This window comes from Paraburkholderia nodosa, from assembly GCF_001718195.1.
Classification (GTDB): Bacteria; Pseudomonadota; Gammaproteobacteria; order Burkholderiales; family Burkholderiaceae; genus Paraburkholderia; species Paraburkholderia nodosa_A.
The window spans coordinates 33833-47842 of the sequence record NZ_MCNV01000007.1; the positions used below are offsets into that span (position 1 = coordinate 33833).

Sequence of the window (14010 nt, forward strand, 5' to 3'; positions counted from 1 at the left end):
AGACAAGAACGGTAGAGTTATTTAAACGGGGCTGGACCGCTTGGCGCGGTCTCGCGATTGCGCGAACGACGGCGTATCAGACCGCCGCCGCGCCCGCACCGGCCGCGCCCGGCTTGCGATGCCGCGAAAGCCGCTCCTCGGCCTGCGCGAGCTGCTCGGGCAGGCCGCGCAGCACGACGATGTCGGCCTCGCGCAGTTTGGTCGATGGGTCCGGTTCCACACCGCGAATGCCGTGCCGGCGGATCGCCGTCACCTCGACGCCAAGCTCGTACAGGCCCAGTTCCGCGAGCGTGCGGCCCACGGCGTCGGCGCGCTCGTCGACCGGTACGGATTGTAGCCGCACCTGCTCGTGACCGTCCTCGCCCACATCGTCGGTACCGTGGAAGTAGCCGCGCAGGAGGCTGTAACGTTCGTCGCGCAGTTCCTCCACGCGGCGCACCACGCGCCGCATCGGCACGCCCATCAGCACCAGCATGTGCGAGGCGAGCATCAGGCTGCCTTCCACGATTTCCGGAATCACCTCGGTCGCGCCCGCGGCGAGCAGGCGTTCGAGATCGGCGTCGTCCACCGTGCGCACGATCACGGGCAAGGTGGGCTCCAGTTCGTGAATGTGATGGAGCACGCGAAACGCCGATTGCGTATTGGCGTACGTGATCGCCACCGCGGCCGCGCGGTGGATGCCCGCCGCGACAAGCGATTCGCGCCGCGCGGCGTCGCCGAACACCACCGACTCGCCCGCCGCCGCAGCCGCCGCGACGCGGTCCGGGTCGAGGTCGAGCGCGACGTACGAAAGGCCTTCGTATTCGAGCATGCGCGCGAGATTCTGCCCTGCACGGCCGTAGCCGCACACGATCACATGGCCGCTTTGCTTGATGCTTTGCGTGGCGATGCGCGTCATCATCAGCGACTGCTGCATCCATTCCGTCGAAGAGAGGCGCAGTACGATGCGGTCGGCGTTCTGAATCAGGAACGGTGCGGCGAGCATCGACAGCAGCATGGCCGCGAGGATCGCCTGGAGCAGCGTGGCGTCGACCAGATGCTTGTCGAGAATGAGGTTCAGCAGCACGAAGCCGAACTCGCCGGCCTGCGCGAGACCGAGACCCGTGCGCATGGCCACGCCCGGCGAGGCGCCGAAAATACGCGTGAGCGCCGTGATGAGCACGGCCTTCATCACGACCGGCCCGAGGAAGAACGCCGCCACCATGATGGGGTGCTGCCAGATCACGTGCGGGTTGAGCAGCATGCCCGTGGTCACGAAGAAGAGGCCGAGCAGCACGTCGCGAAACGGCTTGATGTCCTCTTCCACCTGGTGCCTGTACGGCGTCTCGGCGATCAGCATGCCCGCGATGAACGCGCCGAGCGCGAGCGAGAGGCCGAACTTGTCGGTGATGAACGCGGCGCCCAGCGTGACGAGCAGCACGTTGAGCACGAACAGCTCCTGCGAGCGGCGGCGGGCGACCACGTTGAACCAGCGCGTCATGAACTTCTGGCCGACGATGAGCAGAATGCCGAGCGCGAGCACGATCTTCACGGCCGCCGTGCCGAGCGACTCGACGAGCGACGCCGACGAGCCGCCGAACGCCGCGATCACGATGAGAAGCGGCACCACGGCAAGATCCTGGAAGAGCAGCACGCCCAGAATGTTGCGGCCATGCTCCGATTCGATCTCGAGCCGCTCGGAAAGCATCTTGCTGACGATGGCCGTCGACGACATGGCGAGCGCGCCGCCCAGCGCCACGCAGGCCTGCCACGTGATATGCACCCACGGTTCCAGCACGAGCCCGAGCAGGAGTGCCACGACGATCGTGCCCATCACCTGCGAAAGCCCGAGTCCGAACACGGCGTGGCGCATGGCGCGCAGCTTCGAGAGCGAGAACTCGAGGCCGATGGAGAACATCAGGAACACGACGCCGAACTCGGCCAGGTTCTGCGCGCCGTGCGTGTCCGGCACGATGCCGAGCGAGCGCGGGCCCACGAGAATGCCCACCGTGAGGTAGCCGAGCATCGGCGGCAGATTCAGATAACGAAACAGCACGACGCCAACCACCGAGGCGAGCAGCAGGAACAGCGTCATTTCCAGCGGGGAGATCATCGTGTGAAGCGTCCTCGTTCGTCTGCGTCGTTACCGGCGATGCAAATTCTGCCCCGCGCCGGGTCAATGATCGACGCCAGGGCGGCTAAGGCCTGTTTACATGAATAACGGGCTAAATGGGAAGGGCTACGGAGAAACGGCTGGGCAAGCCCGGCGGCTCGCGCACGGGGTTTTGGCGCTGGGGGCGCCGGCGCGGCGCGCAGACGCCTTTGCTATACTCCGCGGATGATAGCGAAAATCAATGGCGACCGGGCGCTGAAGCTCGCTCGCAACGTGCTCGACATCGAAGCGGACGCCGTGCGCGGGCTTCGCGACCGGCTCGACGACAACTTCGTCGGCGCGGTCGACCTCATCCTCAGCTGCCGTGGACGCGTGGTCGTTTCCGGCATCGGCAAATCGGGCCATATTGCCCGCAAGCTCGCGGCCACGCTGGCCTCCACGGGCACCCCCGCGTTTTTCGTGCACCCGGCGGAAGCGAGCCACGGCGACCTCGGCATGGTCACCGCCGACGACGTCTTCATCGGCCTGTCGAACTCCGGCGAATCCGAAGAACTCGTGGCGATCCTGCCGCTCGTCAAACGCATTGGCGCGAAGCTCATCGGCATGACGGGCAATCGCCCGCAATCGACGCTCGGCCAGCTTTCCGACGTGCATCTGGACGCCGGCGTGGAAAAAGAAGCCTGCCCGCTGAACCTCGCGCCCACCGCCAGCACGACGGCGGCACTCGCGCTCTCCGACGCACTCGCGGTCGCGGTGCTCGACGCGCGCGGCTTCGGTGCCGACGACTTCGCGCGCTCGCATCCGGGCGGCGCGCTCGGCCGGCGCCTGCTCACCTACGTGCGCGACGTGATGCGCACGGGCGACGAAATCCCGAAGGTGCGCGACGACGTGACCGTGCGCGACGCCCTCTTCCAGCTCACGGCCAAGCGCATGGGCATGACGGCGGTCGTCAACGCCGACAACCACGTGCAGGGCATCTTCACGGATGGCGACCTGCGCCGTGTGCTCGAGCGCGTGGGCGATTTCCGCGACCTGCCGATCGCTCAGGTCATGACGAAAGGCCCGCGCACGATCGGCCCGGACCAACTTGCCGTCGAAGCTGTGGAACTGATGGAGCGCCATCGCATCAATCAGATGCTGGTCGTCGATGCCGAGGGCACGCTGATCGGCGCCCTCAACATGCACGACCTGTTCTCCAAGAAGGTGATCTGATGGCTAGCCCACTCGACGCAACCGCGCGCGCCGCGCGTGTGCGCTTGATGATTTTCGACATCGACGGTGTGCTCACCGACGGTGGCCTGCTCTTCACCGGCGCGGGCGACACGATGAAGGCGTTCAACTCGCTCGACGGCCACGGCGCGAAGCTCCTGCGCGAAGCCGGCATCGACACGGCCATCATCACCGGGCGCCGTTCGGAGATCGTCGCCGTGCGCGCGAAGGAACTGAAGATCACGCATCTGTGGCAAGGCGTGGAAGACAAGCGCGTCGCGTTCGCCGAGCTGCTCTCGCAAACGGGCATTGCGCCCGAAGCGTGCGGCTACATGGGCGATGACTGGCCCGACCTCGGCGTGATGCTCCAGTGCGGCTTCGCGGCTGCGCCCGCGAACGCCCACCCCGACGTGCTCTCGCGCGCCCACTGGGTGTCCGACAAGGTGGGCGGCCACGGCGCCGTGCGCGAAGTCACCGACCTGATCCTGCGCGCGCAGAACCGCTACGACGCCCTGCTCGCCGCGGCCTGCGCGCCGCTCGCCGGGATGCCGCGATGAACCACCAGAAGTTCCGCCTCACTTCGCTCGTGCCGCTCGTGTGCGTCGCCGCGCTCGCCGGTTTCACGTGGTGGCTGCTGCAGGCCGTCCAGCCGCGCGAGAAGGAGGCGGCGCCGCGTGCGCCCACGCATACGCCCGATTATTTCGCCGATAACTTCTCGGTGTCCGAGCTCGACCAGTCGGGCGCCACGCAGTACCGGCTCACGGCCACGCATATGGTTCACTACGAGGACGACGAGAACAGCGACCTCACGAACCCGGCCGTGCGCGCATTCCAGCCCGGCAAGCCGATCGTCACGGCCACCGGGCTGCGCGGCACGGTCAACGCCGACGCCTCGATCGTCAATCTGTACGACAACGCGCGCATTCTGCGCGCGGCCGGCGCCGGCGACCCCGAAATGCAGGCTGATTCCGAGCATTTCAAAGTGCTCGTGAACGACGATGTGATCCTGACCGAAAAGCCGGTTAAACTTCGACGCGGCCAGTCGGTCATGATGGCCACCAGCGGCATGAACTACAACAATGTCTCCCGGGTCATCCAGCTCTTCGGCAACGTCCGTGGAGCCATCGCCCCGGCAGACTCCGGCGGCTCGTCCTGAACGCCGGGCCGTCCACGCAAGGCACGATTGCATGAACGATTCGCTTCCCCGTCCACTGAACGGCCGTTCGCCTGACGCCCGCCGCGCACGCTTCGCGGCGCTGATGGCGCTCGCCAGCGCGCTGCTGTTCGCCGGCCTCGCGCCCGCGGCCCATGCCGAGCGCGCCGACAAGGACAAGCCGCTCAATATCGAAGCGGACAACATGACCTATGACGATCTGAAGCAGCAGACCGTCTTCACGGGCCACGTGGTTGCCACCAAGGGCACGATCCTCATCAAGGCCGACAAGCTCGTCGTCACCCAGGACCCGCAGGGCTATCAGTTCGCGACCGGCACTGTCGCGCCGGGCACGCCCGCCGACAAGCTCGCCTACTTCCGCCAGAAGCGCGAAGGCCTCGACGAATACGTCGACGGCACGGCCGAGCGCATCGACTACGACGGCAAGCAGGACCTCACCACGCTCACGACGCGCGCGACGGTGCGCCGCCTGCAGGGTCTCTCGACGGTGATGGATCAGGTCCACGGCAGCGTCGTCACGTACGACGGCCAGAACGACTTCTACACGGCGCGCTCCGGCAAGGACGTCGCGGGTCCCGGCAACCCCGGCGGCCGCGTTCGCGCGATGCTCTCGCCGCGCAACACCGCCACCGGCGCACAGCCGCCCGCCGGCGCCCCGGCCGCCCTCACGCCGTCCACCAAGCTGCAGGAAGCGCCGCCACAGTGAATACCGTCACCGCCACCCAAAGCTACGGCCGCCAGCTGGCCGGCAAGACGAGCACGCTCGTCGTGCGCAACCTGAAGAAGCGCTATGGCTCGCGCACCGTCGTCAAGGACGTGTCGCTCGACGTGAAGAGCGGTGAAGTGGTCGGACTGCTCGGCCCCAACGGCGCCGGCAAGACCACGTCGTTCTACATGATCGTGGGTCTCGTGCCGCTCGACGCGGGCGAGATCGACCTCGACGGCCGCTCCATCAGCCTTCTGCCGATCCACAAGCGCGCGGCGCTCGGTCTTTCGTATCTGCCGCAGGAAGCCTCGGTGTTCCGCAAGCTCACGGTCGAGGAGAACATCCGCGCGGTGCTCGAACTGCAGGTCGACGGCAACGGCAAACGTCTGTCGAAAGACGTCATCACCGAGCGCGCCGAAGCGCTGCTCGAGGAGCTGCAAATCGCGCATCTGCGCGAGAATCCGGCGCTGTCGCTCTCGGGCGGCGAACGCCGGCGCGTCGAAATCGCGCGCGCGCTCGCAACCGATCCGAGCTTCATCCTGCTCGACGAGCCGTTCGCAGGCGTCGACCCGATCGCCGTGCTGGAAATCCAGAAGATCGTGAAGTTCCTGAAGCAGCGCAACATCGGCGTGCTGATCACCGACCACAACGTGCGCGAGACGCTCGGCATCTGCGATCACGCGTACATCATCAGCGACGGCAGCGTGCTCGCGGCCGGCGCACCCGGCGAGATCATCGAGAACGAGAACGTGCGCCGCGTTTATCTCGGCGAGCACTTCCGCATGTAAGCCCCCGGGCGCGCCTCGCGCGCCCGTTCACCGCAGTCCCGCAGCGCCCACCCGGGCGCGCGCGATCCGCTTTCGCGTTTTTCCGGCCTCATCTTTCGCGTTTCCCCGTGTAACTGCTCGACCTTGCCCCCAAAACGGTGCATGGCAGGCCCGGGAGCGCCCCTGTTTGCGCACCAAATTCCGGGCAGGCACCGGCGTGGCGCACGCTCGTTTTTGCGAGTGCCCCGTGGTTTCGTCCGCGTGGCAAACTCTTTACAATGGTTCGCACACCGCCATGAAAGCCAGCCTCCAACTCCGCCTCTCGCAGCATCTTGCGCTCACGCCACAACTGCAACAGTCCATCCGGCTGCTGCAGCTGTCGACGCTCGAACTGCAGCAGGAGGTCGCGACGGCGATCTCGCAGAACCCGCTGCTCGAGAACGAGGACGACTGGATCGCGAGCCCGCTGCGCGTGGCCGCGGACGGCTCGGTCATCGCGCAGCCACCCGCGCCCTCCGGCGCCGAGCCGATGCAGGGCGCGAACAGTTCCACCTCGACGTCCAACGGCAGCGGCGAAAACAACGAGAGCGAGCCGCGAGGCGTGGACGAATACGACGGCCTTGGCGGCGACGCGAACGGCGACGCGAGCCAGTGGAACCTGGACGATTACGGCCGCTCGGGCAACGCCTCCGACGACGACGACCTGCCGCCGCTGCAGATCCACGAATCGACCACCACGCTGCGCGACCATCTCATGGCGCAGTTGCGCGAAACGAACGCGAGCCAGCGCGACCGCGCGCTCATCACGTTTCTCATCGAATCGCTCGACGAAGACGGCTACCTCAGCGCGACCTGCGAGGAAATTCTTGCCGACATTCCCGAAGAATTCGAAGTCGACGCCGACGAATTCAATGCGGCGCTAGCGCTGCTGCATAGCTTCGACCCCGCGGGCGTGGGCGCGCGCTCGGCCTCCGAGTGCCTCAAGCTGCAGTTGTTGCGCGTCACTTCGTCGCCCACGCGCACGCTCGCGCTCGAAATCGTGTCGAACTATCTCGAACTGCTCGCCGCGCGCGACTTCACGCGGTTGCGCAAGCAACTGAAGACGGGCGACGACGAGCTGCGTGACGCGCATGCGCTGATCCGTTCGCTCGAACCGTTCCCGGGTTCGTCGTATGGCAAGGCCGAAGCCGATTACGTGGTGCCCGACATCATCGTGAAGAGGACCGGCCAGAACTGGCATGCGGAACTCAACCCCGAGGTGGTGCCGAAGCTGCGCATCAACCACCTGTACGCGAATATCCTGCGCAACAACCGTGGCGATCCGGCTAGCGGTTCGCTGCGCCAGCAGCTGCAGGAAGCGCGCTGGCTCATCAAGAATATCCAGCAGCGCTTCGAGACGATCCTGCGTGTCGCGCAGGCTATCGTCGAGCGTCAGAAGAACTTTTTCGTGCACGGCGAAATCGCCATGCGCCCCTTGGTTTTGAGGGAGATTGCTGATACGCTGGGCCTACACGAATCAACTGTCTCGCGTGTGACAACCGGTAAATACATGCTGACTCCATTCGGGACACTTGAATTTAAGTACTTCTTCGGATCGCATGTATCGACGGACACCGGAGGCGCTGCATCGTCCACCGCCATCCGCGCCCTCATCAAGCAACTCATAGGAGCCGAGAACACCAAATCTCCTCTTTCAGACAGCCGCATAGCCGAACTGCTGGCAGAACAGGGCTTCGTGGTCGCGCGACGCACCGTTGCGAAGTATCGCGAGGCGCTGAAGATTCCAGCCGTCAATCTGCGCAAGTCTCTTTAGCCTGTTCCGGCTTTTTCGGAGCAGGCGTTTTCCGGCCGCTACGCCCGTTGGCGGACATGGCCGGCCGAGTTCGCCCGCCGTCGCAGGCCTTTCGGGGAGCCGCGTTCTGGCAGACAGTCGACCGGCATTGCCGCACTTCACGCGTCACGCGGCCATCAGCCTGGAGAAGCACTATGAATCTGAAGATCAGTGGACACCATCTCGAAGTAACGCCAGCGTTGCGAGAATACGTGATCACCAAACTGGACAGGGTGCTAAGACATTTCGATCAGGTAATCGATGGCAATGTGGTCCTCTCGGTCGACAACCATAAGGAAAAGGATAAGAGACAGAAGGTCGAAGTGAACCTTCATCTGAAAGGCAAGGACATATTTGTGGAGAGCGCGAACGGCGACATGTACGCCGCCATCGATCTCGTGGTCGACAAGCTGGACCGCCAGGTCGTACGTCACAAGGACCGCGTGCAGGGACATCAACATGAGGCGATCAAGCACCAGCCTGCGCCCATCATCGAAATCCCGCCGCAGTGATCCCACAGTGTCCTGTGTGGCGATTCACGCCATGAACCGGGGCTGGAGTCGATAGTTCATCCTCCGCCCCTCGAAGCGAAGCCGCCCAAACCGGGCGGCTTTTTCGTGAGTACGCGCAATGCTGGGTTTTACCGCTGGGTGCAACCGGGCAACGAGGGTTGCGCTCATGCGTGGCGCATCGCACCATCGGCGTGGACGCTTGTTCTATAATGGTCCAGTCGTATTACGGGGTCTAACGCGCCAACAGGTCCCCACGGTCCCGGCACCGGGCTTCGTCGCCAGATCCAAAGCTTCCGCCAAAGCGGTCAGCTGTCGGGGTGTGGAGCATTCAGGCCACGTTTTCGCCTGCCAACATGAATCGTTTAGCCAAAATACTTCCCATCGAGAACGTCGTCGTCGGCCTGTCCGTCACCAGCAAGAAACGCGTCTTCGAGCAGGCTGGCCTGATCTTCGAAAACCAGAACGGCATCGCCCGCAGCACGGTTACCGACAATCTTTTCGCACGCGAGCGTCTCGGCTCCACGGGCCTCGGCGAAGGCGTCGCGATCCCGCACGGCCGCATCAAGGGCCTGAAGCAGCCGCAGGCCGCCTTCGTGCGCCTCGCCGAGCCGATCGCCTTCGAAGCGCCAGACGGCCTGCCCGTGTCGCTTTTGATCTTCCTGCTCGTGCCCGAACAGGCCACGCAGCAGCACCTTGAAATCCTGTCCGAGATCGCACAACTACTGTCGGATCGCGAAACGCGTGAGCGGCTCCATACGGAAGAAGACCGCGAAACGTTGCATCGCCTGCTCACCCAGTGGCAACCTTGATGTAATGTGCGGCGTCTTGCGAGGCGCGGTCGCGGTACGCGCGGCCGAACAGCGCGCGCTCGACGCTCGTTGCAGGGGTGAAGCGTAAGGCGCCGGCAGCCGTGAACCACCCAGGTAGCGCACCCAGGCCAGGTCGCGCGGATTATTTAGCCAGCAATTCAGTCAGCCGTTAAGCGAGTCATCTCGCGGAGTCACCGACTCATGGACACTTCCAGCATCAACGCCCAAAGCATCTTCGACGACAACGCCACCACGCTGAAACTCAGCTGGCTGACGGGGCACGAAGGCTGGGAACGCGGCTTTTCGACCGAAACGGTGGCCACGGCCACGGCGAGCGCCGACCTCGTCGGTCACCTGAACCTGATCCATCCGAACCGCATCCAGGTGCTCGGCGACGCCGAAATTCACTACTACCAGCGCCAGACCGACGAAGACCGCTCGCGCCACATGGCCGAGCTGATCGCGCTCGAACCACCGTTTCTCGTGGTCGCCGACGGCATGACCGCGCCGCCCGAACTGGTGCTGCGTTGCACGCGTTCTTCCACGCCACTCTTCACCACGCCGATGTCGGCGGCCACCGTCATCGACAGCCTGCGCCTCTACATGTCGCGCATTCTCGCGCCGCGCGCGACGCTGCACGGCGTATTTCTCGACATTCTCGGCATGGGCGTGCTGCTCACGGGCGACTCGGGTCTCGGCAAGAGCGAGCTGGGTCTGGAGCTGATCAGCCGCGGCCATGGCCTCGTAGCCGACGACGCCGTGGACTTCGTGCGCCTCGGCCCCGATTTCGTCGAGGGGCGCTGCCCGCCGCTGTTGCAGAACCTGCTCGAAGTGCGCGGCCTCGGCCTGCTCGACATCAAGACGATCTTCGGTGAAACGGCCGTGCGCCGGAAGATGAAGCTCAAGCTCATCGTGCAACTCGTGCGCCGCCCGGACGGCGAGTTCCAGCGTCTGCCGCTGGAGAGCCAGACCGTCGACGTGCTCGGCCTGCCCATCAGCAAGGTCACGATCCAGGTGGCCGCGGGCCGCAACCTCGCCGTGCTGGTCGAGGCCGCCGTGCGCAACACGATCCTGCAATTGCGCGGTATCGACACCCTGCGCGACTTCATGGACCGCCAGCGTCTCGCCATGCAGGACCCCGACAGCCAGTTTCCCGGCAAGCTGATCTGACGCCCGAAGCGGTGAGGCCGGCGAGGCGCGCAATGTACGCCGTGCGCGCCCTCGAAACGAGCGCCTGCGGCCCGGAGAGCCAATACAGGCGCGCGGATCGGATGCTATGATGACCCAATCGGGTTCATCGACTCTCCCATGCGTATCATCCTGATCACCGGCATTTCGGGTTCCGGCAAGTCAGTGGCGCTCAATGCGCTCGAAGACGTCGGCTATTATTGCGTCGACAATCTGCCGCCGCGCTTTCTACCGCAACTCGCCCAATATCTCAGCGACGACGGCTACGAACGCCTCGCCGTCGCTATCGATGCGCGCTCGAGTTCGTCGTTCGACGACATGCCGGAGATGATCCGCGACCTGGCGCTTCGCCACGATGTGCGCGTGCTCTTCCTCAACGCGAGCACGCAGTCGCTCATCCAGCGCTTCTCGGAAACGCGCCGCCGCCATCCGCTTTCGGGCTCCGCCGCGCACGACGCCAACGTGGGCATGCTCAAGTCACTCGAAGAAGCGATCGAGCACGAGCGTGAACTCGTTTCGAACCTCGCCGAGTTCGGCCATCAGGTCGACACGAGCAACCTGAGTTCCAACGCACTGCGCCAGTGGGTGAAGGTGTTCGTCGGCGGCGAGCGCGGCTCGCTCATGCTCACGTTCGAATCGTTCGGCTTCAAGCGCGGCGTACCGCTCGACGCCGACCTCGTGTTCGACGTGCGCACGCTGCCGAACCCGCATTACGACGCCCGCCTGCGCCCGCTCACCGGGCTCGATCAGCCCGTGATCGACTTTCTCAATGCGCAGCCGGCCGTCCACGAAATGATCGACGATGTCTATGCGTTCGTCGCGAAGTGGCTGCCGCATTTTCGCGCCGACAACCGCAGCTATCTCACCGTTGCGATCGGCTGCACGGGCGGACAACATCGATCGGTGTACATCGCCCAGACGCTCGCCACGCGCTTTGCCGGCGAGTCGAACGTTATCGTGCGTCACCGCGACGCGCCTCTCGATGTCGGAGAGTCGTCACGGCTGATCGCCTAACCGGCTGCGCATCGCGCGGCCCTTAACCGAAAGCGTTGCGCCATGTCCTCGTCTCCTGCCGTGCTTGGCCGTTTGCCGTTGTTCCCGCTGCATACGGTGCTGTTCCCCGGCGGCCTGCTGCCGCTCAAGATCTTCGAAGCGCGATACCTGGACATGGCGAGCGAGTGCCTGCGCGAGCACACGCCGTTCGGCGTGTGCCTGCTCAAAAGTGGCGCGGAAGTCGCGCAGCCCGACGAGACGACTGCCGTGCCCGAATCCGTGGGATGCCTCGCGCTCATCGAGCAATGCGATGTCGAGACCGTCGGCATGCTGCATATCCAGGCTCACGGCACGCAACGCTTTCATCTGCTCTCGCATCGCGTGGAAGCCGACGGCCTGCTCGTGGGCACGGCCGAGTTGATCCCCGAAGATATTCCACTGGAAGGCGGCAAACAGCTCGCGCAATTCGGCGCGTGTGCGGAAGTGCTCGAGCGCATCATCGCGACGATCCGCGAGCGCGATTCCGCGAGCCTGCCGTTTGCGGAGCCGTTCCGCTTCGACGATCCCTCGTGGGTATCGAACCGTCTGGCCGAGGTGCTGCCGATCGCGCTGCGCGCGCGTCAGAAGCTCATGGAGTTGAACGATGCCGGCGCGCGTATCGAAATCGTGCATCACTACATGCAGCAGCATCAGCTGCTTTGATGCAGCGTTGATGCCGCTTGCTCGCTGACTCAGATCAGCGGTCCACGCAAACCATCGAGCAGTTTGCGCACCGGCGCGGGCACGCCATACGCGTCGATGTTGCCTAGCGACACCCATGCGCTCTGTCCATCATTGGCTTCGAGCGGCGCGGCATTGCGCTTGAGTTCGATCACGCGCGGCTCGATGTCGAGCTTGAAGTGCGTGAACGTATGCGTGAGCGGCATGAGCGCCGAACTCGACGCCGCGCGCTCCGGCGTCACTCCGAAGTCTCGCGCGCGCTCGGCGAGCGCGGGTTCGTCCGCGGCTTCGGGCAAGCTCCACAACCCACCCCAGATACCCGATGGCGGGCGCTTCTCCAGCATCACCGCATCGCCGTCGAGCAGCACGAGCATCCACGTGCGCCGCGTGGGCACGGCCTTCTTCGGGCGCGCGGCGGGTAGTTCGCGTTGACGTCCCGTCGCGTTCGCCACGCAGTCCTGCGCGAACGGACAGCGCGCGCAGTCGGGCTTGCCCCGCCCGCACAGCGTCGCGCCAAGATCCATCAAGCCTTGCGTGTACGCGCTCACGTCGGCGTCGCTCGCTTCGGGACCCGGCACGAGCGTTTCGGCGAGCGTCCACATCGCGTTCTCCACGCGCTTTTCACCAGGAAAGCCTTCCACGCCGAACACGCGCGCGAGCACGCGCTTCACGTTGCCGTCCAGGATCGTTTCGCGCGCGCCGAACGCGAACGACGCGATCGCCGCCGCCGTCGAACGGCCGATGCCGGGCAGCTCCGCGAGCGCCTCGACCGTCTGCGGAAACTTGCCACCGTGGGTATCGGCCACGACCTGCGCGCAGCGGTGCAGATTGCGCGCGCGCGAGTAATAGCCGAGGCCGGCCCAGAGCGCCATCACGTCGTCGTCGGGCGCAGCGGCGAGCGCTTCGACCGTGGGAAAGCGCTCGAGAAAACGCGCGTAGTACGGAATCACGGTCGAGACCTGAGTCTGCTGCAGCATGATTTCCGATAGCCAGATGCGATACGGGTCGCGCGTGTTCTGCCACGGCAGGTCGTGACGGCCATGCTCGCGCTGCCAGGCGATCAGGCGCGGCGCGAAACCGGTGAGCAGCTCAGCGGGATACGCGCCAGCCGGTAGCGGCGCGGAAGTGGAAGAAGTTCGGTACATGGAAATGCCTGGCGCTCAGCGCTGGCAGCGCGGACAGAAATAAGTGGAACGCTGGCCCTGCACGATCTGTTTGATCGGCGTGCCGCACACGCGGCAGGGTTGGCCCGCGCGGTCATAAACGAAGTATTCGAGCTGAAAATAGCCGCTTTCGCCGTTGCTGCCGACGAAGTCGCGCAGCGTGCTGCCGCCCTTCTCGATGGCCGAGGCGAGCACGGCGCGCACGGCATCCGCGAGGAGTTCGTAGCGCGCGAGCGAAACGCGGCCCGCCGGGGTCGTCGGCCGGATACCGGCGCGGAACAGACTTTCCGATGCGTAGATATTGCCCACGCCCACCACGATATCGCCCGCGAGGAGAGCCTGCTTGACGGCGACCTTGCGGCCGCGGGTCTCGCGAAAGAGCAGCGCGCCGTCGAAGGCCGGTGTGAACGGCTCGATGCCGAGCGCCGCCAGCAGCGGATGGCCGAGCACGTCGCCAGCCTCGCGCGGGTGCCAGAGCACGGCGCCGAACCGGCGCGGGTCGCGAAAGCGCAGCGTGAAGTCGTCGAAGAACCAGTCGACGTGATCGTGCTTCTCCGCGGCCGGCGGCTTCGGCAGATTGCGCAGCACGCGCAGCGTGCCGGTCATGCCGAGATGCACGATGAACCAGCCTTCGTCGACCTCGAACAGCAAATACTTGCCGCGCCGCCCAACCGAACGTATCGTGCGGCCGCGCAGCGTACGGGCGAGCGTAGCCGGCACGGGCCAGCGCAATGCGGGGTTGCGCACCTCCACGCGCTCGACGCGGCGGCCCGCGACCCACGGTTCGATCCCCCTTCGGGTAACCTCAACTTCTGGCAACTCTGGCATATCTCGCGGCCTGATTCG

Annotated in this window: 14 protein-coding genes; 11 read left to right on the forward strand and 3 right to left on the reverse strand. The window is 65.4% G+C overall.

The features are described from left to right. Positions 1-76 precede the first annotated feature (76 nt). The gene (locus BFD71_RS14315; protein WP_069264848.1) at positions 77-2092 is read right to left on the reverse strand and encodes a cation:proton antiporter domain-containing protein; all 2016 of its coding nucleotides are present in this window, start codon (positions 2090-2092) and stop codon (positions 77-79) included. Positions 2093-2317: 225 nt separating this feature from the next. On the opposite strand from BFD71_RS14315, the gene kdsD reads away from it, so the two are divergent. The 11 genes from kdsD (at position 2318) to BFD71_RS14370 (ending at position 11983) form a co-directional block, all read left to right on the forward strand. Further along, complete coding sequence (gene kdsD / locus BFD71_RS14320; protein ID WP_069264850.1) at positions 2318-3304, forward strand: arabinose 5-phosphate isomerase KdsD; 987 nt, start codon at positions 2318-2320, stop codon at positions 3302-3304. Then, positions 3304-3858 carry a KdsC family phosphatase gene (locus BFD71_RS14325; protein WP_069264851.1) on the forward strand — a complete coding sequence of 185 codons (555 nt, stop codon included), beginning with the start codon at positions 3304-3306 and terminating at the stop codon, positions 3856-3858. Before kdsD ends, BFD71_RS14325 begins: the two co-directional genes overlap by 1 nt. Continuing rightward, positions 3855-4457, forward strand: a complete 603-nt coding sequence (gene lptC / locus BFD71_RS14330; RefSeq protein ID WP_069264854.1) for an LPS export ABC transporter periplasmic protein LptC — start codon at positions 3855-3857, stop codon at positions 4455-4457. Before BFD71_RS14325 ends, lptC begins: the two co-directional genes overlap by 4 nt. Before the next feature lie 31 nt (positions 4458-4488). Continuing rightward, on the forward strand, positions 4489-5181 hold the full coding sequence (lptA, locus tag BFD71_RS14335; RefSeq protein ID WP_069264856.1) for a lipopolysaccharide transport periplasmic protein LptA: 693 nt from the start codon (positions 4489-4491) through the stop codon (positions 5179-5181). Then, positions 5178-5969 carry an LPS export ABC transporter ATP-binding protein gene (lptB, locus tag BFD71_RS14340; protein ID WP_069264858.1) on the forward strand — a complete coding sequence of 264 codons (792 nt, stop codon included), beginning with the start codon at positions 5178-5180 and terminating at the stop codon, positions 5967-5969. Before lptA ends, lptB begins: the two co-directional genes overlap by 4 nt. 274 nt (positions 5970-6243) lie before the next feature. After that, positions 6244-7761 carry an RNA polymerase factor sigma-54 gene (locus tag BFD71_RS14345; RefSeq protein ID WP_069264861.1) on the forward strand — a complete coding sequence of 506 codons (1518 nt, stop codon included), beginning with the start codon at positions 6244-6246 and terminating at the stop codon, positions 7759-7761. 173 nt (positions 7762-7934) lie between these two features. Further along, positions 7935-8291 carry a ribosome hibernation-promoting factor, HPF/YfiA family gene (gene hpf / locus BFD71_RS14350; protein ID WP_028201861.1) on the forward strand — a complete coding sequence of 119 codons (357 nt, stop codon included), beginning with the start codon at positions 7935-7937 and terminating at the stop codon, positions 8289-8291. A gap of 353 nt (positions 8292-8644) precedes the next feature. Beyond that, positions 8645-9100, forward strand: a complete 456-nt coding sequence (gene ptsN / locus BFD71_RS14355; protein WP_069264863.1) for a PTS IIA-like nitrogen regulatory protein PtsN — start codon at positions 8645-8647, stop codon at positions 9098-9100. A gap of 201 nt (positions 9101-9301) precedes the next feature. After that, positions 9302-10270, forward strand: coding sequence for an HPr(Ser) kinase/phosphatase (gene hprK / locus BFD71_RS14360; RefSeq protein WP_028201859.1), 969 nt, complete (start codon positions 9302-9304; stop codon positions 10268-10270). 138 nt (positions 10271-10408) lie between these two features. Next, positions 10409-11302, forward strand: coding sequence for an RNase adapter RapZ (rapZ, locus tag BFD71_RS14365; RefSeq protein ID WP_069264864.1), 894 nt, complete (start codon positions 10409-10411; stop codon positions 11300-11302). A gap of 42 nt (positions 11303-11344) precedes the next feature. Then, positions 11345-11983, forward strand: coding sequence for an LON peptidase substrate-binding domain-containing protein (locus BFD71_RS14370; RefSeq protein WP_069264867.1), 639 nt, complete (start codon positions 11345-11347; stop codon positions 11981-11983). 29 nt (positions 11984-12012) lie between these two features. On the opposite strand, the gene mutY is transcribed toward BFD71_RS14370, so the two are convergent. Together mutY and mutM are read right to left on the reverse strand one after the other, a co-directional pair. Beyond that, a complete protein-coding gene (mutY, locus tag BFD71_RS14375; RefSeq protein ID WP_083245258.1) occupies positions 12013-13146 on the reverse strand; it encodes an A/G-specific adenine glycosylase in 1134 nt (377 codons plus the stop codon). 15 nt (positions 13147-13161) lie between these two features. Then, positions 13162-13992, reverse strand: a complete 831-nt coding sequence (gene mutM / locus BFD71_RS14380; RefSeq protein ID WP_069264868.1) for a bifunctional DNA-formamidopyrimidine glycosylase/DNA-(apurinic or apyrimidinic site) lyase — start codon at positions 13990-13992, stop codon at positions 13162-13164. Between the last annotated feature and the right edge of the window lie 18 nt (positions 13993-14010).

What these genes read in the sequence shown, in the direction of transcription:
- BFD71_RS14315 (WP_069264848.1), bottom strand. Translation starts at nt 2,092, where the DNA reads ATGATCTCCCCGCTGGAAATGACGCTGTTCCTGCTGCTCGCCTCGGTG.
- kdsD (WP_069264850.1), top strand. Translation starts at nt 2,318, where the DNA reads ATGATAGCGAAAATCAATGGCGACCGGGCGCTGAAGCTCGCTCGCAAC.
- BFD71_RS14325 (WP_069264851.1), top strand. Translation starts at nt 3,304, where the DNA reads ATGGCTAGCCCACTCGACGCAACCGCGCGCGCCGCGCGTGTGCGCTTG.
- lptC (WP_069264854.1), top strand. Translation starts at nt 3,855, where the DNA reads ATGAACCACCAGAAGTTCCGCCTCACTTCGCTCGTGCCGCTCGTGTGC.
- lptA (WP_069264856.1), top strand. Translation starts at nt 4,489, where the DNA reads ATGAACGATTCGCTTCCCCGTCCACTGAACGGCCGTTCGCCTGACGCC.
- BFD71_RS14345 (WP_069264861.1), top strand. Translation starts at nt 6,244, where the DNA reads ATGAAAGCCAGCCTCCAACTCCGCCTCTCGCAGCATCTTGCGCTCACG.
- hpf (WP_028201861.1), top strand. Translation starts at nt 7,935, where the DNA reads ATGAATCTGAAGATCAGTGGACACCATCTCGAAGTAACGCCAGCGTTG.
- ptsN (WP_069264863.1), top strand. Translation starts at nt 8,645, where the DNA reads ATGAATCGTTTAGCCAAAATACTTCCCATCGAGAACGTCGTCGTCGGC.
- hprK (WP_028201859.1), top strand. Translation starts at nt 9,302, where the DNA reads ATGGACACTTCCAGCATCAACGCCCAAAGCATCTTCGACGACAACGCC.
- rapZ (WP_069264864.1), top strand. Translation starts at nt 10,409, where the DNA reads ATGCGTATCATCCTGATCACCGGCATTTCGGGTTCCGGCAAGTCAGTG.
- BFD71_RS14370 (WP_069264867.1), top strand. Translation starts at nt 11,345, where the DNA reads ATGTCCTCGTCTCCTGCCGTGCTTGGCCGTTTGCCGTTGTTCCCGCTG.
- mutY (WP_083245258.1), bottom strand. Translation starts at nt 13,146, where the DNA reads ATGTACCGAACTTCTTCCACTTCCGCGCCGCTACCGGCTGGCGCGTAT.
- mutM (WP_069264868.1), bottom strand. Translation starts at nt 13,992, where the DNA reads ATGCCAGAGTTGCCAGAAGTTGAGGTTACCCGAAGGGGGATCGAACCG.